Origin of the sequence: uncultured Amnibacterium sp., from assembly GCF_964250715.1 — a bacterium.
In the GTDB taxonomy this organism is placed as follows: Bacteria; Actinomycetota; Actinomycetes; order Actinomycetales; family Microbacteriaceae; genus Amnibacterium.
Genome location: NZ_CAXUGX010000002.1, coordinates 103,117 through 127,633, shown reverse-complemented (window position 1 = coordinate 127,633; position 24,517 = coordinate 103,117). Strand labels below are relative to the sequence as shown.

Here is a 24,517-nt window from a genome sequence, read left to right as displayed (position 1 = left end):
GCAGTCATGAGCGACGCCACGGCGACGACGAGCACCACGGCCACGGCGGACATCGGAGTCATCGGGATGGCGGTGATGGGGTCCAACCTGGCGCGGAACCTGGCGCACCACGGCCACACCGTCGCCCTCTACAACCGCACCGACGCCAAGACCGACCAGGTGATCGCGGAGCATGGCGACGAGGGCCACTTCGTCCCCAGCCACGACATCGACGCGTTCGTCGCGTCGCTGAAGAAGCCCCGCGCGGCGATCATCATGGTGCAGGCGGGCCGCGGCACCGACGCCGTGATCGACCAGCTGGCGGAGCGTTTCGAGCCCGGCGACATCATCATGGACGGCGGCAACTCGCTGTTCACCGACACCATCCGCCGCGAGAAGGACCTGCGCGACAGACGGCTCAACTTCGTCGGTACCGGCATCTCCGGTGGGGAGGAGGGTGCCCTGAACGGCCCGTCGATCATGCCGGGCGGCTCGGACCAGGCGTACGAGACCCTCGGCCCGATCCTGGAGTCGATCGCGGCCGAGGCGGAGGGCGAGCCCTGCGTCACGCACATCGGCACGGACGGCGCCGGCCACTTCGTGAAGATGATCCACAACGGCATCGAGTACGCCGACATGCAGCTGATCGCCGAGTCGTACGACCTGCTGCGCACCGTCGCCGGGCTGGAGCCGCCCGCGATCGCCGAGGTGTTCACCGCGTGGAACCAGGGCGACCTGCAGTCGTACCTGATCGAGATCACCGCGGAGGTGCTCAAGCAGCAGGACGCCGAGACCGGCGGCCCCTTCATCGACGTGATCGTGGACCAGGCCGGCTCCAAGGGCACGGGTGTGTGGACCGTGCAGAACGCGGTCGGCCTGGGCATCCCGGTCAGCGGCATCGGCGAGGCCGTCTTCGCCCGCGCTGTGTCGTCCAAGCCGCAGCAGCGCGCCGCCGTGCAGGGCGTCGAGCACGGCCGGCCTGTGCCGGTGGACAAGCCGGAGGGATTCGAGGACGACGTGCGCGCCGCGCTCTACGCCTCCAAGGTCGTCGCCTACGCGCAGGGCTTCGACGCGATCATCGCGGGCGCCAAGGAGTACGGCTGGGACATCGACAAGGGCGCGGTCGCCAAGATCTGGCGGGCGGGCTGCATCATCCGCGCGAAGTTCCTGGACCGCATCGTCGAGGCGTACGAGCGCGACGGCGCTCTGCCCACCCTGCTGGCGGACGACTACTTCGCCAAGGCGGTCGCCGACGGCGAGGCCGCGTGGCGCCGCGTGGTGTCCACCGCCGCGCTGTCCGGCGTCCCGGTGCCGGGCTTCGCCTCCGCCCTGTCGTACTACGACTCGCTGTCGGCGAAGCGGCTGCCCGCCGCGCTCATCCAGGGCCTGCGCGACTTCTTCGGCGCCCACACCTACCAGCGCGTCGACAAGCCGGGCACCTTCCACACCCTGTGGTCCGACGACCGCACCGAGGTGCAGCAGGACGCCCCCGCCCACTGACCAGACTGTGGAGACCCTGCGTAACTACGGAGAACCCGCGCCACGCCGCGTTCAGCCCGTGATCCTCCGTAGTTACGCGTTCCGCTCCGTAGTTGGGGTGGCAACCGCACGGCGGCGCCCGCGCCTGCACAGTGGGCCCGACAGCGCGGTCGTACCCTGCGACGATTCAGCCCCGTCACCGACGTGCACACGGCACTCGTACACGCCGTGGAGTGCTGCTCTCCCGAGAATGCGGTGGCCGTACTCGACTCCGCCCTGCATACCCGCGTGCTCTCGCCTGACGGCACTTCATCGCGTGAGCAGCCGCCCAACTACGGAGCGGGATGCCTCAGTACGGACGATTCAGGTTAGAACTCGGCGTGTTGGCTGAATTCTCCGTAGTTGGGGTGGACTCCGGAATTGGGGTGGAGTCCCAGCCCGACCGCGGAGTGACGACGGCCGCCCGGAGGGCCGCGGGTACCGTGAGGGGGTGCGGGCGCAGCGGCGGAGGGACGTGTTCGCGTTCGTCGCCCTGTTCTCGCTATGGGACGGCGATGGGTTGCGCGACCTGCTCAGCTGGTGGGGATTCGGCTTCCTGTCGCTCGCCATCCTGATCGGCGCCGTCCTGATCCTGGTGCGGGAGCGGCGGCACCTGAAGCGCCTGCTGCGCCGTACCACGACGCTGCCACTGCTGCTGTTCCTCGGCGTCTCGCTGCTCTCGACCGTGTGGTCCGCCTACCCCACCTCGACACTGCTCGGCTTCTTCGTGCAGCTGTCCACGACCGTCATCGGCGTATCGCTGCTGCTCGCGCAGCCCATCGGCCGGCTGGTCGCGATCTTCGCCCTGATGATCCACGTCCACCTGGCGCTGTCGCTGGTGTTCGAGGCGGTCGTGCCGTTCCTGCCCGGCCACGAGCTGTTGCCGTTCTTCACCGACTACAGCGCGGGGGCTCCCGGAGCGTTCTACTGGAGTCAGGGCCTGCTCTACAAGGGACAGCGCATCCAGGGCATCGTCGGCAACGCCAACCTGACGTGCTTCCTGGCGCTGCTCGGCATGATCATCGTCGGCTGCCTGCTGGCGGCGCGGCGGATCGACCGACGCCTGGGCGTCGCAGCGTTGGCGCTCGACGTACTGCTGTTCGGGCTGACCCGCTCCGCGACGGTCCTGGTGGCGGCGGGTACCGTCGTCGCCGCCACCCTGCTGATCCTCGGCTACCGCCACATCCGGGGCCACGGCCGCATCCTGCTGACCATCGGCGCGGTCGCCATCGTCGGGCTCACCACCCTGAGCAGCTCCGCCATCTTCGATCCCGTGCTCCGGCTGCTCGGCAAGGGCGACGACCTGACCGGGCGGCTGGAGATCTGGCACATCGTCGGCACCCTCGTCGTGCAGCGTCCGCTGCTCGGTTGGGGATTCGTCGGCTGGTGGGTGCCCTGGTCGCCGCCCTTCGACGACCTGGTCGTGCGCGCCGGAGTCACCTACCTGCAGGCGCACAACGCGTTCTTCGACGTCGAACTGCAGCTGGGCGTGCTCGGACTGGCCGCGTTCGCGCTGCTCACCGGCTCGGTCGCCTTCCGGGCGCTGCGGCTCGCCGCCGTACGAGCACCCCTGACCCTGCTGCCGCTGCTGCTGCTCGCGGCCCTGCTGACCCAGGCGCTGGCGGAGAGCCGCCTGCTGATCGAGGGCAACTGGGCACTGCTCGCGATGCTGTGCGTCGCCCTCCCGTGGGGCCGTCATCATCGTGTACCCCCCGAAGTTGGGACCTCCCCTACCGCACGCGCACTGGCTAGCATCGACGGAACGCCTCGCGGCGCACCCCGCACCACCTGAGCCGACACCCATCGGCCGCTCCGCGTCGGCGCGTCCCCTACCCGCCCACTCCTTCGAGCGACTCACGGTCGCCGTGCGCCACCCCGGCGCATGAACGCTCTGTGCATCGAGTCCCGTCCTGACGACGACCCGGTGCAGTCGATCCAACCCACACCCACCCTCCCTCACTCGATCGGTCAGTCCGATCGACAGGACAGCCCGCCACCTCGGCAAGCGGTCCGACCCACGCCGCGCCCACCCCGCGCGGACCGAAACGAGGCCCCCTCCGTGACCGTCACCTCAACGGCCATCGCCCGCCACGCGCAGACCGTCCCCGCACTGCGACTCGGCATGCTCGGCACCAGAGGCGTGCCCGCTGCGTACGGCGGCTTCGAGACGGCGATCGAGGAGATCGGGCAGCGCCTGGTCGAGCGCGGGCACGAGGTGACCGTCTACGGACGCGCCACTGAGCGCCGGGCACCCACCTCGCACCTCGGGATGCGCCTCGTGCACCTGCCGGCGATCCACTCCAAGTCGCTGGAGACGATCAGCAACACCGCGTTCTCGGCCGCGCACTTCGCGGGTACCAGGCGCCACGACGTGGCGTTCGTCTTCAATGCCGCCAACGCCCCGTTCATCCCGCTCATCCGCTCGCGCGGCACCGCCGTCGCCCTGCACGTGGACGGACTGGAGTGGAAGCGCGACAAGTGGGGCAAATGGGGCCGCCGCTACTACCAGATGGCCGAGCGCACCGCCGTCCGCGAGGCGGACGCCCTGATCGCCGACGCCCAGGGCATCGCCGACTACTACGACGACGAGTTCGCGATGCCGACCGAACTGATCAGCTACGGCACCAACATCCTGCGCGACACCCCCACGGACAAGATCGAGCAACTGGGGCTCGTCCCCGGCCAGTTCCACCTGGTCGTGGCCCGCTTCGAACCCGAGAACCACGTGGACGTGATCGTGGACGGTTACGCCCGCTCCGGCGCGACCCTGCCGCTCGTCGTGGTCGGCTCGGCGCCCTACGCCCCCGCCTACACCACGGGCATCAAGCACGCGGCGGCCGCTGACAGCCGTATCCGCATGCTCGGCGCCGTCTGGGACCAGCGCCTGCTCGACCAGCTGTATGCGCACGCCCTCAGCTATGTGCACGGCCACTCCGTCGGCGGCACCAACCCGTCGCTGCTCCGCGCCATGGGCGCCGGCACCGCGGTGCTCGGCTGGGACGTGCTGTTCAACCGCGAGGTCGCCGGCACCGCCGGGCTGTACTTCTCCGGCGCTCGGCAGCTGGCCGGCCAGATCGAGGAGGTGGAACGGTACGCCTACCGCTTCCGCGACATCGGCGAGCTGATGCAGGAGCGCGCCCAGGTCCTCTACAACTGGGACGTCGTCACCGAGAGCTACGAGGCCCTCGCCGCCCGCCTCTCCCGCGGCTACAGCACGCGCGGCATGAGCAACGGCCGCCGCCACGGCACCGCCCCGTGGAACACGTCGTGGGAGGTGGTGGATGCCTGAGCTGCCCCCCACCGGTCCCGAGGTCGGCACCGTCCTGATCGCGCATCCCGGCGCCGAGTTGTACGGGTCCGACCGGGTGATGCTGGAGACGGTCACCGGGCTCGTGGAGCGACGTTGGCGCGTGATCGTCGCGATGCCGACCGACGGACCCCTGTTCGCCGCCGCCCGCAGCCTGGGCGCCGAGACGGTGCTGATCGCCGCGCCCGTCATCCGCAAGCGTCTGCTGTATCCGCAGCACCTCGCCTCGTTCATGGCCGGCTCGGTCGGCGCCGCCCGCCGGATCGACACCCTGCTGAAACGGGTGCGACCGGACGTGGTCTACGTGTCCACCGTCACCGTGCCGCTCTGGATCCTGCGCGCCCGCCGCCGGCGCATCCCCGTGCTCTGCCATGTGCACGAGAGCGAGCGGGCCATGCCCGTGATGCTGCGGGAGGCGCTCGCCTGGCCGCTGCTGCTGGCCGACCGGGTGATCACCAACAGCCGGTTCAGCATGGAGAGCCTGACCGAGGTCGTCCCGTCGCTCGCCCGCCGCACCTCGGTCATCTACAACGGCGTCGCGGGACCCGACGCGGTGCGCCTGCCGCGGCCCGAGGTCGGCGACGGACTGCGCATCGCATACGTCGGGCGCCTCTCGCCCCGCAAAGGGGTCGACGTCGCTATCGCCGCACTCGGAGTGCTGACCGCGCACGGCGTGCCCGCCAGCCTCGACATCGTCGGCGGGGTCTTCCCCGGCTACGAGTGGTATGAGCAGCAGTTGCACGCCCAGGTCGCGACCCTGGGACTCGGCGAGCGCGTGCGCTTCCACGGATTCCGCGCCTCCATCTGGCACACCCTGAACGAGGCGGACGTGGCCGTGGTCCCCTCCCGCACCGAGGAGCCGTTCGGCAACACCGCCGTCGAGGCGGTCCTCGCCGGCCGGCCGGTCATCGTCAGCGCGATCGGCGGTCTCGGCGAGGCGATCGACGGCTTCGCGTCCGCCGTCTCGGTGGACGCCGACGACGAGATCGCGCTCGCGGAGGCGCTGCACCGCGTGGCCGTCACCTGGTCGGCCTTCCGCCGCTCCGCGGTCGCCCTGGCGCCGATGGCGGCCCGCCGCTATGCGCCGGAGACCTATCGCGAGGCGATCAGCGCCGAAATCATCCAGCTGCTCGCCCGCGCGGACGACGGATCCATGGCCCTCGCCTCCTGAGCGCCGGCCCCCGCCGGTCCATCCCCCCACAGCCCACCCCGAAGGCCCCTCCCCATGAGCGTCCCCCCAGCGCCCGGCGTACCCGCGAGAGGCAGGCCCACGCCCGTCGCGACCGGTGCGCAGCCCCCACTGCGCGTCGGGTACGCCGCGGGCGCGTACGACCTCTTCCATATCGGGCACCTGAACCTGCTGCGGCACGCCAAGAGCCAGTGCGACTATCTGATCGCCGGCGTCGTCTCCGACGAGATGCTGCTGCTGACCAAGGGCACCGCCCCGGTCATTCCGCTGGCGGAGCGGCTGGAGATCGTGCAGAGCATCTCCTTCGTCGACGAGGCCCGCGCAGAAACCGTCCCCGACAAGCTCGACACCTGGCGGCAGGTGCGCTTCACTCACTTCTTCAAGGGCGATGACTGGCGCGACACCCCGAAGGGCCGGCGGTTGGAACGGCAGTTCGCCGAGGTCGGCGTCGAGGTCGTCTACTTCCCGTACACGATGTCGACCTCCTCCACGGTGCTCCGTCGCGCACTGGCCGCCATCTCCGCCGGCGGCGAGCGCGAGTCCGCCACCCGCTGAGCCCAGCAGCTGCGCCGTCGGTCCGCCGCTCGCCGCACGGCCCGATCAGCCGCAGGGGGTGTGGGTGATCGTCACCGGCACGGCTCGCACCTTGGGGGTGTGGCTGACCGCCAGCTTGCTGCTGAGGTCGGTGCCGCCGGCGAAGTGTGCGACGACGGTGCGCGACTGCTCCGGCCCCATCTTGATGCTGACGACCGCGACCGGGCGGCCGTAGATGTCGCCGTGCACCGCCGGCTTCAGATCGTCAACACCCGTCGCCCGCGGGTTCGTGTTCAGCTTGTAGTCGATGTTCGTGCCCCAGCGCACGGTCCGGCCGTCGATCGTGACCGAGCCGAGCTTCGCGCCCACCGGCCCGAACAGCTGCACCCACTGGCGGTCGCCGCCGACGGGGATGCGGGACTGGCCCGCCAGCACGTACTTCGGCAGCCCGGCCACCTCCGACGCCTTCAGCGTGTTGGTCACCTTGGTCGTGACCGTGTAGGAGGGCTTCGACGACCGGCAGACCTTGGCGGCGACCCCGACGGTCGCGTCCATGTAATAGCTCATCTTCGAGGTGGAGTCGTCGTTGTAGTACGCGCCGAAGGTGGTCTTCACCCTGTTGTCCGCGGGCAGCATGGTGCCGGCAGGCGAGTCGAGCAGCGCCGCCTCCTCGGCCGGCCGCGCGCTCCACACCTTCAGCCGCTGCTCCTTCAGCATCGGCGCCAGCTGCTGCACGTACGCCTTCGGGCTGCCCTGCCCGCTCGAAACCGCCTTGAAGATCGACTTGGCGGCGGAGGAGAAGAGCGCGTTCTGCAGGTGCGAGTCGGGGAACCGCTTGTAGACGTCGGAGAGCAGGAACCGCACCGCGTTCTTGGAGGTCAGCGTGACGCCGTGGCCGATCGGGATCGGCCCGGTCGCCCGCATCAGGTACGAGAGCGCGACCGGGTCGACCGAGATGACGCCGTCGATCGGCTGCTTGTACAGCTGCAGCCACATGGCGCTGACCATCTGCGCCGTTGCCGGGAAGTCGGGCGTGAAGCTGAAATTGGTCAGGTACGTGGAGGTGTGCGGGCCGTACAGCTTGTCCCAGTCGCCGCCATAGGTCACGAGCGGCTTCGAGAACGGATGGGGCACCTCCTGCGAGTTCGGCTGGCGGCCCAGCTGGATCTTGCCGTTCGACACCTTCAACTCGGCGAGGGCGGCGGGGTTACCGCCGCCGGCGCGCTCCTCGGCGTTGTTCTGGAACATGAGCACGTAGTGGCGCCGCTCGCCGCCGCCGAGGGCCGGATAGAGCAGCGGAGCGACCTTCTTCAACTCGCCGGTGACGGGCAGCAGTGTGCCGATGGTCGAGCGCAGGCGAACCACGGTGCTGCTGATCTGCGGCAGCGTGCCCCTGGTGTTGATCCGCCCGGTGGCCGCGTCAGCGACGCGCAGCGCCGTGTCGAGCTTGGCGACGGCCGGGCCCAGGCGGCGCAGCGGAGCGATGTCGAGCGCGCCGTTCACCGGCTTGAGGCTGTCGATGCTGATCCCGTCCCCCACCTTGGCGACGGGACGCACCCCGGTGCGGACGACCGTGTCGAGCACCTGGGCGATCCGCCGGAACGCCTTCAGGTTGGGCCCCACTCCGGGTACCCCTTCGTAGAGCCGCCAGACGGGATCGTCGACCTGCGCTGCGGCGAGGTCGGTGTTCGCGACGACGCTGGAGTACAGCTGCATGGTGCTGGGGCCGCCGGATCGGCCGATACTGCTCTTGAAGGTCGTCAGCTGCGACTGCGCCCGCTCGAGGGCGGTCTTGGCGGCGATCGCCCGGCCGCCGACCCAGAACGCACTGATCAGGACGAACAGCACCCCGAGCCCGAGGGCGATGAGGCCGACCAGTCGAACGCGACGGCGCACCTCGTGCGAGGCCGCGTCAGGGCGCGCCTGTACAGACTTGCGCTCTGCTGGCACTCGTGATCTTCCTGGGTGGGGTGCCGTCGGGACCGGCCCCGTCACAGTACCGGCCCCGCCGGAGGCATCCGGATCCGTGCTCCGCCCCAGTTCGGGGGCCTCCGCGTGGGTCGGAACCCCGGAACTGCGGGCAAGGGCCACGCCGATCCGACGCCTCGCCGCACGACCCGCCGCGAGGACCCGAGCACCATGTCATCGTTGATCGCGCGGCGCTCGATCTGCGCCGCACAGCCGGGGGTCGGTCGACAAGTGGGCAGCAGCCGTGCGCTGCGCCACCGCGCGCCGTGCCTCGAGGCCGATGCCCGCCCGCACCGCTTGGAGTCCGACCGCATGCACCGACTGTTCCGCTCGATCCGCACGCCCCGCCCGACGTCACGCCCCACGACCCGAAGCACGCGGCTGCGTCGCGTGATCGCGGCGCCGGTCGCGATCCTCGGGGTCGGCGCGCTCGTGCTCGGCGCCGGCGCGGCCACTGCCGCCGCGGCGCCCGCGCTCTCGGTGGGCGGCGTGTCCTACTACGTGAACTGTGCGGCGAAGACGAACGGCAACGGCTCCGCGTCGTCACCCTGGAACAAGGCGAAGTCCGTGAACGCACACGGTGCCTACTCCGCAGGCGACCACATCCTGTTCAAGCGCGGCACGACCTGCTCAGGTCGCCTGGCCCCGCTCGGCTCAGGTGCGCCCGGCAGCCCCATCGTGATCGGCGCCTACGGCTCCGGCGCCAAGCCCACGATCAACGGCGGCGGTACCCCCAACAACACCGGCACCGTCCGGCTGCTCAACCAGCACGACTGGACCGTGCAGGACCTGCACCTGACGAACAAGGTCAAGACGAAGACCACGAAGACCTATCGGGCGGGCCTGCTGTTCCTGAACGAGGGCGGCAAGCGGTTGGCGAACCTGACGGCGCAGCGCCTCACCGTCGACAACGTCGTCAGCAGCCCGGTCGCGGGCTTCCACGGGCCGAGGCTCTTCGGCGGCATCGCCGCTCTGACCTTCGGCACGAGGGGCGACGGATTCGACCACCTGCAGATCCTGCACAACGCGGTGAGCAAAGTCGGCCGCACGGGCATCGTCGTGAACAACGCGGAGTACCCCGCGAGCACCGACACCGACGTGCGCATCGGGTATGACACGGTCCGCCAGGCGCGGGGCGACAGCATCATTCTGATCGGGGTGAAGGGTGGCCGCATCGACCACAGCCTGAGCGCGAACGGTGCCGACTTCTGGCCCTGCCCGCAGTGCAAGAAGGTCAGTCCGGAGACCGCGAACTCGGGTATCTGGACGGCACGGTCGCAGAACGTGCGGATCGATCACAACGAGGTGTACGGCGAGCATCGACTGGGTGGTGACGGCGAAGGGATCGACATCGACGTCTCGGCGAAGAACACCACCGTCGAGGCCAACTACGTGCACGACAACCAGGGCGGCGGCCTCCTGATCTGCAACGCCACCGACCTGACGATCCGATACAACATCCTGGAGAACAACACACGCGCCGCGATCGTCTTCACGACGAAGAAGCCGAGCAAGAACGTCCACATCTACAACAACTCCATCTATGTGGCGTCGTCCGTGAAGGCCGACAGCGTGGTGCGGACCAAGCAGGGCTTCGGCGCCAAGGGGACGCAGTTCTTCAACAACATCGTCTACAGCTTCGGCAACAGCAGCTACCGCTTCCCCGGTCCGCTCTTCAGTAAGGCGAACACCTTCATCGGTCATCATTCCAAGACCGAGCCGAAGGGCGCGGGGACGAGCCACGCGTATCCCGGACTGCGGAACCCGGGACATGGCAGCAACGGCATGAAGACCGTCAGCGGCTACCGACTGCAGAGCACCAAGGGTGCGCAGCGCGGTGTGGCGGTGCCGGCGTCGGTGAAGACCGATTTCTTCGGCAAGAAGGTGAACCCGAAGCACCCGTTCCGGGGTGCGTCGAACGGGTAGCGCAGGGCGGGCGGAGGGCGTGGCCTGCTACTCGGGTCTGCCACCGGCTTCGGGCCCACCGCACTGAACCGACCTTCCCTGCCCAGGTGACAACGGCGGGTTCGACAGCCTGCAGATCCTGCACAACTCCGTCTCGAAGGTGAGCCGCACCGGCACCGGCACCGGCACCGTCGCCGTCGTCGACAGCGAGTACCCGGCGAGCTCGGACACCTCTGTGCGCATCGGCCCCGACTGAGGAGAACCAGCGCAACTACGGAGAACCTGCGCGACGCGCCGTGTTCGAGCCCAGGTCCTCCGTAGCTGCGCAGTCCACTCCGTAGTTGAGGGCGTCCGCCGACGGTGCGGGAGCGGCTACGTGCAGTCGTTCTGCGTGATCGTCACCGGCACCTGCCGCACCTTGGGGGTGTGGCTGACTGCGACCGTCGTGCTCGGATCCGTCGCGCCCGAGAAGTGCGCGACGACCGTGCGCGACTGCTGCGGACCCATGTTGATGCTGACGATGCCGACCGGCCGGTCGTACATCTCGCCGCGCACCGCCGGCTTCTTGTCCGAGACGCCGGTGGCGTTGTAGTTCGTGTTCAGCAGGTAGTCGACGTTCGTGCCCCAGACGACCTTCTTGCCGTCGATCGACATCGAGATCAGCTTGGAGCCGACCGGGCCGTAGACCTGCACCCACTGGCGGTCGCCGCCGACTGCGATACGGGGCTGGGCCGCGAGGACATAGCTGCTGAGACCCGGAACCTGAGACAGTTTCAGGGTGTCGGTGACCTTGGTCGTCACCGTGAACGTCGGCTTCTTCGCCGGGCACATGCTCGACTTCACCTTGATCGTCGAGTCCATGTAGAAGCTCATCTTCGATGTCGCGTCGTCATTGTTGTAGACCCCCACGGTGGTGGCGGTGCTGTTGTCCTCGGGCAGCATGTTCCAGGCCTGCGAGGTCTTCAACGCCGCCTGCTCCTTCTTGCGGACGCTCCAGAACTTCAGCCGCTGCTCGGCCAGCATCGGCGTCAGCTGTGCGAGATAGTCCTTCGGACTGCCCTGACCCGAGGTGACCGCTCCGAAGATCGCCTGCGCCGCGGAGGCGAAGACCGCGTTCTGCACGAGTTGATCGGGGTACCTGGCATACACGTCGGAAAGCAGGTACGTCACCGCATTGTCGGAGTTCAGGATCTGACCGTTCTTGAGCGTGACCGGCCCGGTCGCCCGCATCAAATAAGACAGCGCGACCGGATCGAATGAGATGACGCCGTCGACCTTGCCGCCGTACTGTTTCAGCCACATCGCGCGGACCAACTTGGCGCTGCTCGGAAAGTCCGGAGTGAAGGTGATGTTCTGCAGGTAGGTGCTGGTGTGCAGGCCGTACAGCTTGTTCCAGTCCCCCTTGAACGTGAGCGGCGGCGTCACGTACGGCGACGGGAAATCGGTGGAACTCGGCTGCTTGCCGAGCTTGATCTTGCCGTCGTCGACATTCAGCATCGCCAGCGCCGCGGGGTTGCCGCCGCTGGCCCGCTCCTCGGCGTTGTTCTGGAACATGAGCAGGTAGTGACGCTTCCCGTCGCCACCGAGGGCGGGGTAGAAGAGCGGCATCACCCGGCGGAGCTCAGCCGTCAGCGGGAGCACCTTCTGAATTGTCGTGTGCAGCGTGCCGACCGGTGCTGCGATCTGCGACAGGGTGTGCTTCGTGTCGACGCCCATCGCCGACGCGTCGGCAACGCGCAACGCCGTATCGAGCGAGGCGATAGCCGGTGTGAGCTTCTTCAGCGGAGCGATGTCGAGACCGCCGTCTTTCGGCTTCAGGCTGTCCACGCTGACGCCGTTCGCGGCGTATGCAACCGGCTGTACTCCGTTCACCACCAGCGTGTTGAGCATCTGCGCGATCTGCCGGAACGCCGTGAGGTTCGGACCCACGAACGGCACCGCCTCGCCGAACGACCAGACCGGGTCGTCGACCTCCAGGGCCGCCTTGGCGGTATGGGCGTGCAGCTGCTTGTACAGCTGCACGGTGCTCGGTGCATTCGGTTGGCCGAGTGCGCTCTTGAACGTGGTGAGCTCGGTCTGCGCCTGCTCGAGCGCGTCCTTCGCCATCAGCGCGCGGTTGCCGACCCACAGGCCCCCCGCAACGACGGCGAGGATGCCGAGGACCAGCGCCACGCATCCCAACACGGCGATGCGGCGACGGACGCGTCGACGCCGATGGGCCTGCGGTGATCGAGACGCGACGGACGGCTGCCTCTTGTCGGCCACGTAGATCCCCCAGGTCGAGCGAGATGCGGATGAGCCTCGACATGGTACGGCCGCCGTCGTCGCGCGGCGGGGAGGCGCGGCGCGGGCAGGCGCGGGTGGGTGGCGGGCGGCCCACGCTCTGACGCCGGTGCGGCGCGGCGAGGCGAGGGGCGACGCGCCGGGGGTCGAGGATGGGACGACGGTCACCCGCCGTCCCATCCGATGGTCCTTCTACCTGGAACCGCTTCCTGCATTCGTCATGAGACCCACCGACCGCGCGCTCGCACTCGCACGACGAGCCGGCGGGTTCGGCGGATCGGTGCTGCTGATGGGCGTGGTGAGCATCGCCGTCGTGCCGGTGGTGATCGCGATCGCGGGGCCGACCCTGTGGAGCGGCATCGCGGTCGCCCAGGCGATCGGCTCGTTCGTGGGCGTCGTCGTCGCCTTCGGCTGGGGAGTGACCGGCCCGGCGGAGGTGGGCCGGTCACGGGCCGCCGACCGGGGTGCCTACTTCCGCGGCTCGATCGCCAGCCGGTCCTGGCTCGCGATGCCGGCGCTGCCCGTCATGGGCGTACTCGTCGTCCTGACCGCGCCGGGCGACAAGGCAGCCGACGTGCTGGCCTCCATCGCCATGGTGATGCCGGCGTTGGGGGCATCGTGGTTCTTCGTGGGCGAGCGTTCGCCGAAGCGCCTCTTCCTGCTCGAGACGGTGCCTCGGGCGATCGGCACGATCGCCGGCGCCGGCCTGCTGTTCGCACACGCGCCGCTTTTCGGCTTCGCCGCGTGCCAGGTACTCGGCGGGCTGACGGCGGTCGTCCTCAGCGCGCGCTCCGTGATCCGGCGCTATGCGGGGACGGCCGCCCTCGGTCCCGCGGCGGCAGTCGCCCGGCTGGCAGGGCAGACGGCCGGCGTGCTGACCGGGGTCACCGCGGCGCTGTACGTGAACCTGCCCGTCGTGCTCGCCGGAGTGTTCCTGCCGGGTCAGGTCGCGGTGTACGCGGTCGCCGACAAGCTGCAGAAGCTCGTGCTGACCGGCGTGACGCCCGTGTTCCAGGTCGCCCAGGGTGCGGTCGCCCACCCTGACCCGGAGGTGGTGCGAAGCCGCGCCGCCCGGTCAGGGCGTCTGGCGGTCGGGTTCGGCGCATTCACCGCACTCGCGTTCTCCCTGCTCGGCGGTGCGCTCGTCCGCCTGCTCTCCGGAGGACGCATCGAGGTGCCGTTCCCGGTGCTGGCGGCACTCGGCGTGGCACTCGGCGCCATCTGCACGTCGGCGATCATCGGGCTGGCGTGTCTCACGGCGCTGCACGCCGTCCGTCAGGTTGCGGCGAGCACGGTCCTCGGCGCCGTCGCCGGCATCCCGCTGCTCGTCGCAGGCGCCGTACTCTTCGGACTGACGGGGCTGGCATGGGCGGCTGCTGCCTCGGAAGTCCTGGTCGCCGCCTATCAGATCGTCCACCTGCGGAGGTTGGTGCGGACCCAGTCCAGCGGCGGGGGACCGCCGATCGCCGTCGACACAGAATCCACGGCGATTCCCAATCCGCTCCCCGGAGGTTCGCCCATTGGCTGAACGCACAGCAGACCCCCGCACCACCGTGTTCTGCACGGTCGTCGCCCGCAACTACCTTCCGCAGGCCCTGGCGCTGCAGCAGAGCGTTGCGCGGCATCACCCCGAAGCCGAGTTCGTCGTCCTCGTCGTCGACGGCCGGCCGGAGACGGTCGCTCCGCGAGCGCACTGCCGGCTCGTCGGCCTGGAGGTGCTCGGCCTGTCCCGGCGTGAGGTGGACGAACTGACCGGCATCTACGACGTCGTCGAACTGTCCACCGGTGTGAAGGCCCTGTTCCTGCAGCGGCTGCTGGACCGGTGGGACCGCGCCGTCTATCTCGACCCGGACACCTGGATCGTGAGCCCCCTCGACGAGCTCGCCGAGCTGATCGACGAGCACGGGGTGGTACTCACTCCGCACATCCTGGAGCCGATCCCGCCCGGCGAGAGCTTCCGCTCCGAGATCAATACGCTCACGGTCGGCGTGCACAATCTCGGGTTCTGCGCCGTGGGCCGGAACGGCATCCCGTTCCTGGAGTGGTGGTGGAGCCACCTGAAGCACGAATGCCTGATCTATCCGCTGCTCGGGCTGTTCGTCGATCAGAAGTGGACCGACATCGGGGCCGTGATGTTCGACGCGCAGTCGCTGCGGCACTACGGCTACAACATCGGCCATTGGAACCTGCAGGAGCGACGGTTCACCCGGGAGGGCGACTCCCTCGTCATGGAACGGACCGGGGAACCCGTGCGGCTGTTCCACTTCAGCGGTTTCGATCCCCACGACCCGGATGCGATCAGCGAGCGACAGACGATCTCGCTGAAGGAGACCGACCTCGCCTTCGAGCAGCTCAGTCTGCTGAGCCACGAGTACGCCGAGGTGCTGCTCGCGACGCGGGCCGAGCTGGGCACCCGGTCCGAGTACGGGTTCGATCGGGATTCGAGTGGCCGTCACCTCTCCAAACGGATCCGTCGCACGTTCCGCAAGGACCTGCTCTCCGGCGGCTCCGGCTCGGTCCCGTCGCCGTTCCTCGAGTCGGACCGCGACGCGTTCCGGCGATGGCGGCTGCGATCCCTGCCGCGGCAGGCGACCAGCGCGCTGGCGGATTCCTCGCTCGCGTTCAAATACGCCTTCCCCGACACCTACACCCGGATCCGCAAGGCGGCGCCGACGCAGTTCCACTGGGTTCGTGCGCGGCTGCTCGCCGGCGCGAAGATCCGGCGCTGACCGTGGGGCTGCGTGACCTGCTGGCGAACGAGGGCTGGGCCCACGGCCTGCGTACGGCGGCGGTGCGAGGGGTACGTCGGTACGGCCGTCGAATGAACGGGCGCGTGCTCGGCTGGTCCGGCTCCAGCCTGCCGCTCGGCAGCACGGTGCTCGGCGCCGCGCACATCCGCGTCGGCGACGGGTTCGATGCCGCGCAGCCGGTGTGGCTGGAGGCGATCACCGCGTACGGCGGAGAGCGCTTCGACCCCGAGATCGTCATCGGCGAACGGTTCAGCACCTCCGGGCGCCTGCACGTCTCCACGATCGACTCGGTCCGGATCGGCGACGACTGCCTGTTCGGATCGAACGTGTACATCGGCGATCACGGGCACGGAAGCTACTCCGGGGAACGGCAGTCCACCCCCGAGGGAGCACCCCGCCTGCGTCCCCTCGTCTCCCGTGGGCCGGTGAGCATCGGCCATCGCTGCTGGCTCGGCGACAACGTGGTGGTGCTGCAGGGCGTGCACATCGGCGACGGGGCGGTGATCGGGGCGAACTCCGTGGTCACGCGCGACGTCCCCGCCGGCGGGATCGCGGTAGGCAGCCCGGCGGTGACCATTCGTCGATTCGACAGTGGGAGCGGGTCATGGGGCGCGGTCCGTGCTCGGCAGGAGACGCCCGGTCGTGGCTGACGAGCGTGCCGGGCAGCGGATCCTGCACGTCTCCTCCGCGTTCGACATCGACTTCCCCGGCGGCATCACCAATTACGTGCGCACCCTGGCGGCCAGCCAGGTCGCCGACGGGCAATCGGTCTTCGTGCTGGACGGCGGCGCCTTGACCGACTGGACCCCGCACGGCCTGGGGTTCGCCGTTCGGGGCGACGACGCCACCCGGGTCGACCACTTCAGCCTGAGGTCGCCGGAGGATGCCGCGAAGTCCCGCGACGTGCTGCAGGTCGTGCGAGCCGTGCGCCCGGACATCGTGCACTTCCATCTGACGATCGGGCTCGGCGTGGAGTTCTACCGGCGCTTTTCGGACCTGGGCGTGCCGTACGTCATCAGCCTGCACGACTACTACCTGTACTGCCCGCGCATCACGATGATGGACTTCACGAACGAGGACTGCGGCGGCCCGGAACGCGCCAAGTGCGAGCGCTGCATCGGCGTGCTGGACCAGGTGGATCTGCTCCGCCGAGGCGCTCGCAAGCTGTCTCTGCCGCTTCCCCGGATCCGATCGTCGTCCGTCACGAGGCGGAACGACGTGATCGCCGGCTTCTTCGCCCGCGCGAGTCGCGTGCTGGCGGTGTCGGGTCGCGTCGAGGAGCTCTTCCGGCGGGTCTACCCCGACGCGAAGTACCTGACCTCGCACATCGGCAGCGCCTCCGCGCTCGTGGAGCGACCCGCGCCGACGCGGAGCGACGTGCTGCGCGTGACGGCGCTCGGCACGCTCAGCAAGTACAAGGGCGCCGAGGTGCTGGCGGCGATCGCCGGGCGCCTGCCCCGAGATCGCGTCCGCGTGCGCTTCTTCGGCCGGGTGGACGAACCGCGCTGGGGCCGCCTGGCGGAGCAGGCGGGAATCGAACTGCGGGGCGCGTATGTCCCGGCCGACCTGCCCGGGATCATGGCGGACACCGACGTCGGCGTGATGGTGCCGGTGTGGGAGGACAACGCGCCGCAGGTCGTCATGGAGTTCCTGAACTACGGGATCCCCGTCGTCGCGACCCGCATGGGCGGCATCCCCGACTTCGTGGACGAGCGCAACGGGCTGCTCTTCGATCACCGGCGGCCCACCGAAGTCGATCGAGCGGTCCAGTTCCTCGCGGCGATGACGGCGACGCAGGCTGCGTCCTATCGCGAGCGCATCGGCCGGCTCGAGACACCGGACAGCCATCGGCGGGAGCTGCGCTCCGTCTACGCCGCTTCGCTCGTCGGCTGACGCACCGCACCCCGTTCGGCGGACACCGCGAGGATGAGCGCGAGGAACACCCAGACCTTGAGGTCGAAGAAGTACGACGTCAACATGCCGCCGACCAGCACGACGGCCAACCAGCCCGAGGCCAGCGGCTGCACGGCTGTCCGCCGCAGGGACCACCAGAGCAGCGCGACCATCACGACGATCGACAGCTCGACGAGGAGCAGCAGCACTCCCCCGTCGGCGGCGGCCTGCAACCAGATGTTGTTCGCCACGACCTGCTCGCCCTGATTCGGAGCGACGTATCCCACCTCGGCGAGCGCGCGGCGCAGCTGGCCCGGGCCGACGCCGAACGCGATGTGATTCTGGTCGACCCGCAGAACCGCCCGGTAGAGCGCCAATCGCGGCTCGTTCGACGACGGCTCGTTGGGGTCGAGGACTTCGGTGGGCGGGGCGACCGGTAGCGGCAGCAGCGGCTTCGCCGACGGGGTCGATGTCGGCTCGGCTCGCGTGGACTCCTTCGCCCGAGGCGATTCGGGGCCGGTGGCGGTCGTCGTCTGGGGAGTGGGCAGGTGGCTGGCGACGAAGTCGACGGCGAACGGCAGAGCGAGGCTTGCGACGATCAGAACGGCCGCGGCAGCAGCCGACCGGGCGACGACGCGACGGTTCTGGCGGAACGAGACGAGCAGCAGCACGGCGGCCACCGGCAGCACGAACGTCAGGGCACGCACGTTCACCAGCGTGAGGATCACGCCGAAGAAGCCGATCGCGAGCCATCGCACTCGGCGCTGCTCCAGGACGGCCAGCGCGATCACCGCCGTGCCCGCGAAGACGAGGAAGTAGGCGAAGTAGGCGGGCTCGTAGCTGAACGCCGAGATGCGGCCGCCGACACCGCTCGTACCGACGCCGGTGTACGTGATGAGTTGCGGCAGGCCGACGTAGAAGGCGAAGAGCTGCCAGAGCCCGAAGACTCCCGCGACGCCTGCTCCGGCGATGATCCAGCGCAGCGCCCACGCGACGTCGGCTCGGGTCGCGACGACCGCCAGAACGGCGAGCGCGGGCGCCACCGCACCGGTCAGGACGGCAGCGACCTGTGCAAGACCGGCCGACACCGGTGACGCGGTCAGCGAGCGGACGACCAGGATCACGACCACCGCCACAGCGAGCGGGACGACGAGGCGCGCAGGTCGGGAGAGGGCCCGGATACGACGGAGGCTGGCCCACCACCGCGGCGCACCGACGATCGCGGCGATGGTGAACAGGACCACCGGCAGCTTCACGTTGTACGAACCGAGCCCGATGTTGCCGAGCTGCTCCCAGGACAGCGTGAAGAGTCCGAGGCAGCAGAGCACCGAGGCCGCGCCGGCCAGGATGTCGCTCCGGCCGAGTGAGCCGGGTGACCGAACGGACCGGGTCAGGAACGCGTCGCGCACACTGATCTGACGGCGCCCGGCGCGCAACTGCAAAGCGGGTACTCCTGCCGTGTCGTCCGGCCACAGTAAAGCCTGGGTCGGCGGAGTCGCGAACCCGCACGAACAAGCGCGGGGCGTGTCACGCTCGGTCCGGTCGCCCGTGAACAAGTCGGGAGTACCGCTCCGCCGATGGGCCACTACGCAAGAACGATGCGCGGGGTGCCGCCGATGTAGATCGGATCGTCGCCCACGCGCACGGTGCCGTCCGACCGCAGGTCGATCCGTTCGCCCGTCATCGAGGTGACCGCTCCGCCGCCGGAGATCGTGACGCGATGCGCGGCGCCCGTCGAGAACACGACCGTCACCGCGGTGCTGCCTTTTCCGAGTTGCACGGTCTGGATGCCGTCGGTGCCGATCTTGGTGACCGCAGGCGGTGAGGACATCGTCAGTCGCCGTGCCGCGATTCCCATCGCGGCGGCCGCGGGCTTCGGTACGGCGGCGGCGGGCGCGAATGACGTCGGCCGGCGGAACAGGCCGAAGTTCGATTCCAGGTCGAGCTGGATGGGCGAGTCGTCCACGGCGTCGTACCAGTAGAACCGGGTCATCCCGTGCTCGAGCCCGACCAACTCCGATCGCACCAGGTAGGCCGCCTGATGGCGCTCGTTCACCCAGCCCGGCACGGTGGAGTAGCCGAACTCGCTGAACCAGATCGGGATCGGGACGCCCCCGTGCGCCGCCGCCACCTTCTGGTTCAGCGCCGCGAGGTCGGCGCCGAGCGACTCCGGCGCCGCGGGCTGCACGTAGGGATGCAGGCTGATCGCGGAGAGGTCCGCGAGCCCGCCGCCCCCCACGAAGCCGTCCAGCCAGTCGGCGTTCACCCCGATGCCGGCGGTCGAAGGAGCGCCGATCGCGGCCTGCGGGGACGCTGCCCGAATCGCCGCCGCGGCGGGCCGCAACAGCTGCAGATAGCACTGCGGGGTGGTGCCGCACCGGCCCTTGTTGAAGCGGAAGTCGAACTCGTTGTACACGTCGATGTCCGCCTGCGGATAGTGCGCCGCCACCGCCGCGGCGAATCGCGCATATGCGGCGATGCCGGCCGGGGAACTGGGCGTCACCCCGCCGTCGTACAGGGGGTTGCTGTAGTCGGGGATGAGCAGCGGCCGGATCCCGACTTTCTGCATGGCGGCGACCTCGCGGTCGAGGTCGACCGGCAACGTGAAGACGCCGGGCGCCGCCTCGATCTGCCCCCAGGTCGCATCGGTGCGCACGTATCGCACGCCGATCGCCACGAGGTCGGCGAGCTTCTGGGCGAGGACCTGATCGCTCTCGCCCCCGAGATGCACGCCGACACCCGTGAACGAGTCCCCCGGCGCGATGGCCGGCGGGGCGTCGAAGATCACGAGATTCGTCGACCGCTGTGCAGTGACCTGGGCGAGCGTCGCGGTGATCGAGAATGTGTAGTACCCCTGCGGCGCCTTCAGTCGGACCGTCGCGGCACCGTCCTCGATGTCGCCTGTGCCCTCGGCGGCCTTCGCGCCGCTCATCGAGGTGAGCGACCAGGTGAAGCGTCCTGACGGGCTGCGCCGGCTGCGCAGGTGCAGGACGGCGTCGCCGGTCGTGAGGACGAGCGACGGATCGGTGATCGAGAGATCGGCCGAGCTGTGCTCGAAGCCGGGGTTGCGCAGCACCACGCCGGTGGATCCATACCCCTGCACGGTCGCGTCGTCGATCCAGGTGGATGTGGTCGGCGCTCCGGAGACGAAGCGGATCTCCACCCGCTTGACGCCCTTCGGCACGGTGTAGGCGAGCGTGAACTGCGTCCAGTCGTACGTGCCGGCGGGCAAGGGCAGGGAGACCGTGGTCGTCGAACTGATCTGGGCGGTCAGGGAACCGGCCTCCGCCGACTGCGCCTTGGCCCAGAACCGCAGGTGCATCGGCGCGTCGGTCGAGACGGAGACGGGTTGGACGAGGGAGGCGGTCAGGCCCGCGGCGTCGGTGGCGGGGCGCGTCAGCAGCAGCGAGGAGCTTCCGTCGTGAGCGGTGTCGGACGCGAGGAACCGCGCTGCCGGATCCGAGCCGCCGCTGCTCCAGTCGTCGAACGCATCCGAGTCGGCCGCCTCGGGGCTGAGTGGGAGCGGCTTCACCGGTGCCGCGGGGGGTCCGGCCGACACGGTCGGTGCAGCCACGACGTGATGACGGGCGACGCGCTCGACCGTGATGGCGCCGACGGTGAGCACGACTCCGGCGACGAGACCGATAGCGAGGAGTGCGAGCGCGCGGCCTCGGGGAGGGCGGGTACGCCCGCTCAGCGAGCGCCCTTAGACTGCAGCACGGTCTTGACCGTGTAGAGCATGATCACGAAGTCATCGGTCAGCGACCAGTTCTCCACGTAGTAGAGGTCCAGGCGCACCGTGTCCTCCCACGAGAGATCGGACCGGCCGCTCACCTGCCAGAGGCCGGTGATGCCCGGCTTCACGAGCAGGCGCCGCCCGGCGGCCGAGTCGTACAGCGCCACTTCCTCGGCCCGCTGCGGTCGCGGACCCACGAGGCTCATCTCGCCGCGGATCACGTTCAGGAACTGCGGCAGCTCGTCGATCGAGAACTTGCGGATGAACTCCCCCACCCGGGTGATGCGGGGGTCGTTGTGCACCTTGAACAGCGGCGTGTGGTGCGTGCCCTGGGACTGCAGCAACTCGGCGAGCTCGGCGTCGGCGCCCTGCCGCATGGAGCGGAACTTGTACACGTTGAACGCCTTGCCGTTCAGCCCGATGCGCTGCTGACGGAACAGCACCGGGCCGGGCGAGGAGGCCTTCACCGCGATGGCGGCGGCGAGCATGATCGGGCTCGCGAGCACCAGCGCGATCGAGGCGGCCCCGAAGTCGATGATGCTCTTGGCGACCTTTGCGCCCGCCTCGTAGGACGGCGATTCCACGTACATCAGCGGCATGCCGCCGACGGGGCGCGTGTGGATACGGGTGCCGGCGACCTCGGTGATCGTCGGGGTGACCATCAGGTCGACGCCCGTGGACTCCAGATCCCACCCGATGCGGCGTACGTCGTCTGGCGGCAGGTCCTCGGATCCGGCGAGGGCGACCGCGTGCACGCGTTCGCGCCGGGCGACCGTCGCCACGTCCGAGAACTCACCCAGACAGTCGACCGGGATGTCTGGAGTGGCGAGCCCGTCCAGGTGCGCCGGCAGGCAGGCGCCGACGATCTCGAACCCCAGGTACTTGCGCCGCTTGAACTCCGAGTAGACGTGGTTGATCGAGCCGCTGGAGCCGACCAGCAGCACGCGGATCAGGTAGCGGCCCTTGCCGCGTTGCGAGCGGAGCCACTGCCGCCAGACCCATCGCGACGACACGAGCAGGACGACGCCGACGGGGAACGCGGTGATGACGTAGCCGCGAGCGATGTTCAGCTGCAGCAGCAGGGCGGCTATGCCGACGAAGCCGAAGACCTTGAAACTGGAGCTCGCTACGCGGGCGTACTCCGAGAAGCCCGATCCGACCACGCGCGGGTCTCGCGTCCCGTACACCTTCAACGCCGCCAGCCACAGGGCCGAGAGCAGCACCGATGCGGTCAGGTACGGCACGAGGTTGGTGCGGTCGGCTCCGATCGCCACCTTCTGCGTGCCGTCGATGCCGAGCCACAGGATCTGCGACCCCAGGACGGCCACCGCGATGATCAGCAGGTCGGTGACGACGATCCGCCGCAGGTAGGGCTTCTCCCACGTCGGCTTGGTGCGCCGGATCGCAGTACCGATCGGCGGCGCGGAGGTCGCCCGCCGAAAGGGCGTGGACCGGTAGGAGGTCCTCGTCCGGCGGGGTGCGGAGCGGTCGGTGGTTACAGCCAAGCGAGCACTCTCCCACTTCGTACCTATCCGGCGGAACGACCTGTTCGGGGGTCCAGCGTCACGCGCCGGGTGGGCAATCCGTCCTCGGCACGCCGACCTTCGAGCACATCGCGGATCACCAGGGTGTCCCGGTGCAGGATGACGACGCGCACGATCACGGCGACGATCGTGCCGATCACGGCACCTGCGGTGTTGGCCAGAACGTCCTGCAGACTCGCCACCCGGCCGGGCAGGAACAGCTTCTGGCACGTCTCCACGGCGGCGGACAATCCAGCGCCGAGGAACGGCGGCAGCCACCACGCGCGGAACGGGACGAGCAGGCCCAGCAGGAAGCCAACCGGCACGAAGAAGGCGATGTTGGAGGTGAACTCGAGGAAGTTGTAGTCCACGAACGCCGGGACGCCGTGCACGTGCAACTGATTCAGCGCCTTGTCGATGTAGACGCCGAGGCCGTTGTCGACGGTCTTCGGGTTCAGCGTCACGGCGAGTACGAAGACGATGTACACGGTGGTCAGGATGGACACGAACCGCACGCGGAACGCGCCGGCGTGCGTTGCGCGGCTCATGGGCGTCATCGTAGGGGGACCTCGCGTGTCCGGTCCGGGCGGGGTCGGACACGCTGCGACACTCCTGCAATGCAGCGGCGACGTCGAATCATCGCCGTGCTGTCGTTGCTGCTGCTCGGCTTCGCCCTCGTTCCGGTCTTTCAGGACAACCTGCTCGCTCCCGCCGACGCGTACTTCTTCTCAAATTGGGACCGCGAGTCCCAGGCGCTCGTGCTCGCGAAGATCGAGCAGGACGCGACGACGGGATCCTCGACACCATTCGGTCTGACGAACGCCCAGCCGCAAGTCCTGTCGCCGTACGACACGTTCGACGGGTTGCGGGCGGGTGCCGTGCCGAAGGCGACCTCGTATGCGCCGTACCCCAGCTCGCTCGGAGTGCAGGGCTTCCTCTTCGAGGGCCTGTACCGCGCGGGCTGCTCCAGCCTGACCTGCCTGAACACGGTCGAATCCGCCGGCTTCTCGATCGTGCTCGTCCTGTTCGCGGCGCTGCTCTGGCTCGCAGTGAGCCGATCGCTCGCGTCCGTCGTCCTCTTCTCCAGCCTGTTCTCCCCGTGGACGGTCTCCGCCGCGCACAACCTGTACTGGGTTCCGTGGAGCTGGCTGCTGCCCGCTGCAGCCGCCTGTGCCCTGACCCTCGCCCGAACCCGCAGATGGCGGGTGGTCTGGTTCGTGATCATCGGGCTGACGACGGCATTGAAGGCGTCGATGGGCTACGAGTTCCTCTCCAGCACGACGCTGCTCGCCACCTCGATACCGCTGCTGGCGCACGTCGTGCACGGGAGGCGTGTGGATCGGCAGCTCGTCCGGACGATGGCGATCGTCTTCGCGTCCTGCGTCGCGGGGTTCCTCGTCGTGCTCGTGATCCACGCCTTCGTCGTCGGAAACGGATCGGCGGCGGCCGGTCTGCAGACGATCGCGCATGACGCACTCAAGCGGACGTACGGGTCCACGTCGCTCGCCGCTCCGGGAGACGGCTCGACCGTCCGGTCCCTGACGCTCAGCCCGTTGGCCGTCCTCTCCACCTACCTCGTGAGCTGGCCGACGAGCGTCTTCGCCTTCGACATCGGGGCGGCCCCGTACCCGCCGTTCGCGCTCGGTCGCAGCAGCTTCTGGGTGATGGTGGTCGTGGCCGCCGCGATCATCGCGGTGGACCTGATCCGCGGAAACCCACGGTGGCGGCGGAACGCGGTGGTGTTCGTAGCCACCGCATCCGCTCCGCTCAGCTGGTTCGTCCTGGCGAAGTCGCACTCGGCAACGGCCATCGGCGTGAACTACGTGCTGTGGTACCTGATCTTCATACCGGCCCTGGTCTGGATCATCGGCGAAGCGGCCGCGACCTCCACGAGAGCGCGCCGGGTGACGAACTCCCGCACGTGAACGGCTG

General features: G+C 69.4%; 17 protein-coding genes. 11 read left to right on the top strand and 6 right to left on the bottom strand.

The window, feature by feature from the left end; translation table 11 throughout:
- The first annotated feature begins 6 nt into the window (after window positions 1-6).
- The 5 genes from gndA to ACFE7H_RS03420 all read left to right on the top strand — a co-directional run bounded on the left by gndA (window position 7) and on the right by ACFE7H_RS03420 (window position 6,548).
- Complete coding sequence (gndA, locus tag ACFE7H_RS03440) at window positions 7-1,479, top strand: NADP-dependent phosphogluconate dehydrogenase (protein ID WP_375399813.1); 1,473 nt, start codon at window positions 7-9, stop codon at window positions 1,477-1,479.
- Between the two features lie 469 nt (window positions 1,480-1,948).
- Window positions 1,949-3,289 (top strand): O-antigen ligase family protein, encoded by a 1,341-nt coding sequence (locus ACFE7H_RS03435; RefSeq protein ID WP_375399812.1) that lies wholly within the window; start codon window positions 1,949-1,951, stop codon window positions 3,287-3,289.
- Window positions 3,290-3,556: 267 nt separating this feature from the next.
- Entirely contained in the window at window positions 3,557-4,786 is a 1,230-nt protein-coding gene (locus tag ACFE7H_RS03430; RefSeq protein ID WP_375399811.1) for a DUF1972 domain-containing protein, read from the top strand.
- Window positions 4,779-5,975: a glycosyltransferase gene (locus tag ACFE7H_RS03425; protein WP_375399810.1), complete on the top strand. Its 1,197-nt coding sequence runs from the start codon at window positions 4,779-4,781 to the stop codon at window positions 5,973-5,975. The genes ACFE7H_RS03430 and ACFE7H_RS03425 overlap by 8 nt, the downstream gene beginning before the upstream one ends.
- Window positions 5,976-6,104: 129 nt before the next feature.
- Window positions 6,105-6,548 carry an adenylyltransferase/cytidyltransferase family protein gene (locus ACFE7H_RS03420; protein ID WP_375399939.1) on the top strand — a complete coding sequence of 148 codons (444 nt, stop codon included), beginning with the start codon at window positions 6,105-6,107 and terminating at the stop codon, window positions 6,546-6,548.
- A gap of 45 nt (window positions 6,549-6,593) precedes the next feature.
- On the opposite strand, the gene ACFE7H_RS03415 is transcribed toward ACFE7H_RS03420, so the two are convergent.
- Complete coding sequence (locus ACFE7H_RS03415; protein WP_375399809.1) at window positions 6,594-8,477, bottom strand: DUF4012 domain-containing protein; 1,884 nt, start codon at window positions 8,475-8,477, stop codon at window positions 6,594-6,596.
- A 330-nt stretch (window positions 8,478-8,807) separates the two neighbouring features.
- Here ACFE7H_RS03415 and ACFE7H_RS03410 point away from each other — a divergent pair, with 330 nt between their 5' ends.
- A complete protein-coding gene (locus ACFE7H_RS03410; RefSeq protein WP_375399808.1) occupies window positions 8,808-10,421 on the top strand; it encodes a right-handed parallel beta-helix repeat-containing protein in 1,614 nt (537 codons plus the stop codon).
- Window positions 10,422-10,772: 351 nt separating this feature from the next.
- Here the strand turns inward: ACFE7H_RS03410 and ACFE7H_RS03405 are convergent, their stop codons facing one another.
- Entirely contained in the window at window positions 10,773-12,572 is a 1,800-nt protein-coding gene (locus ACFE7H_RS03405) for a DUF4012 domain-containing protein (protein WP_375399807.1), read from the bottom strand.
- Window positions 12,573-12,903: 331 nt separating this feature from the next.
- Between ACFE7H_RS03405 and ACFE7H_RS03400 the strand changes: the two genes are divergently transcribed.
- From ACFE7H_RS03400 to ACFE7H_RS03385, 4 genes are read left to right on the top strand one after another with little or no spacing between them, the layout of a single operon-like run.
- Window positions 12,904-14,211 carry a lipopolysaccharide biosynthesis protein gene (locus tag ACFE7H_RS03400; RefSeq protein WP_375399806.1) on the top strand — a complete coding sequence of 436 codons (1,308 nt, stop codon included), beginning with the start codon at window positions 12,904-12,906 and terminating at the stop codon, window positions 14,209-14,211.
- Entirely contained in the window at window positions 14,204-15,412 is a 1,209-nt protein-coding gene (locus ACFE7H_RS03395; RefSeq protein ID WP_375399805.1) for a hypothetical protein, read from the top strand. Before ACFE7H_RS03400 ends, ACFE7H_RS03395 begins: the two co-directional genes overlap by 8 nt.
- Before the next feature lie 2 nt (window positions 15,413-15,414).
- Entirely contained in the window at window positions 15,415-16,083 is a 669-nt protein-coding gene (locus ACFE7H_RS03390; protein ID WP_375399804.1) for an acyltransferase, read from the top strand.
- Window positions 16,076-17,326, top strand: a complete 1,251-nt coding sequence (locus ACFE7H_RS03385; protein ID WP_375399803.1) for a glycosyltransferase — start codon at window positions 16,076-16,078, stop codon at window positions 17,324-17,326. The genes ACFE7H_RS03390 and ACFE7H_RS03385 overlap by 8 nt, the downstream gene beginning before the upstream one ends.
- Here ACFE7H_RS03385 and ACFE7H_RS03380 read toward each other — a convergent pair.
- The 4 genes from ACFE7H_RS03380 to ACFE7H_RS03365 all read right to left on the bottom strand — a co-directional run bounded on the left by ACFE7H_RS03380 (window position 17,302) and on the right by ACFE7H_RS03365 (window position 23,133).
- Complete coding sequence (locus ACFE7H_RS03380; RefSeq protein ID WP_375399802.1) at window positions 17,302-18,768, bottom strand: O-antigen ligase family protein; 1,467 nt, start codon at window positions 18,766-18,768, stop codon at window positions 17,302-17,304. The two genes, ACFE7H_RS03385 and ACFE7H_RS03380, sit on opposite strands and share 25 nt — an antisense overlap.
- 143 nt (window positions 18,769-18,911) lie before the next feature.
- A complete protein-coding gene (locus tag ACFE7H_RS03375) occupies window positions 18,912-20,951 on the bottom strand; it encodes a hypothetical protein (RefSeq protein ID WP_375399801.1) in 2,040 nt (679 codons plus the stop codon).
- Window positions 20,952-21,019: 68 nt separating this feature from the next.
- Complete coding sequence (locus ACFE7H_RS03370) at window positions 21,020-22,567, bottom strand: sugar transferase (RefSeq protein WP_375399800.1); 1,548 nt, start codon at window positions 22,565-22,567, stop codon at window positions 21,020-21,022.
- A gap of 23 nt (window positions 22,568-22,590) precedes the next feature.
- Entirely contained in the window at window positions 22,591-23,133 is a 543-nt protein-coding gene (locus tag ACFE7H_RS03365) for a VanZ family protein (protein WP_375399799.1), read from the bottom strand.
- Window positions 23,134-23,202: 69 nt separating this feature from the next.
- Between ACFE7H_RS03365 and ACFE7H_RS03360 the strand changes: the two genes are divergently transcribed.
- Window positions 23,203-24,510: a hypothetical protein gene (locus tag ACFE7H_RS03360; RefSeq protein ID WP_375399798.1), complete on the top strand. Its 1,308-nt coding sequence runs from the start codon at window positions 23,203-23,205 to the stop codon at window positions 24,508-24,510.
- The last annotated feature ends 7 nt before the right edge of the window (window positions 24,511-24,517 follow it).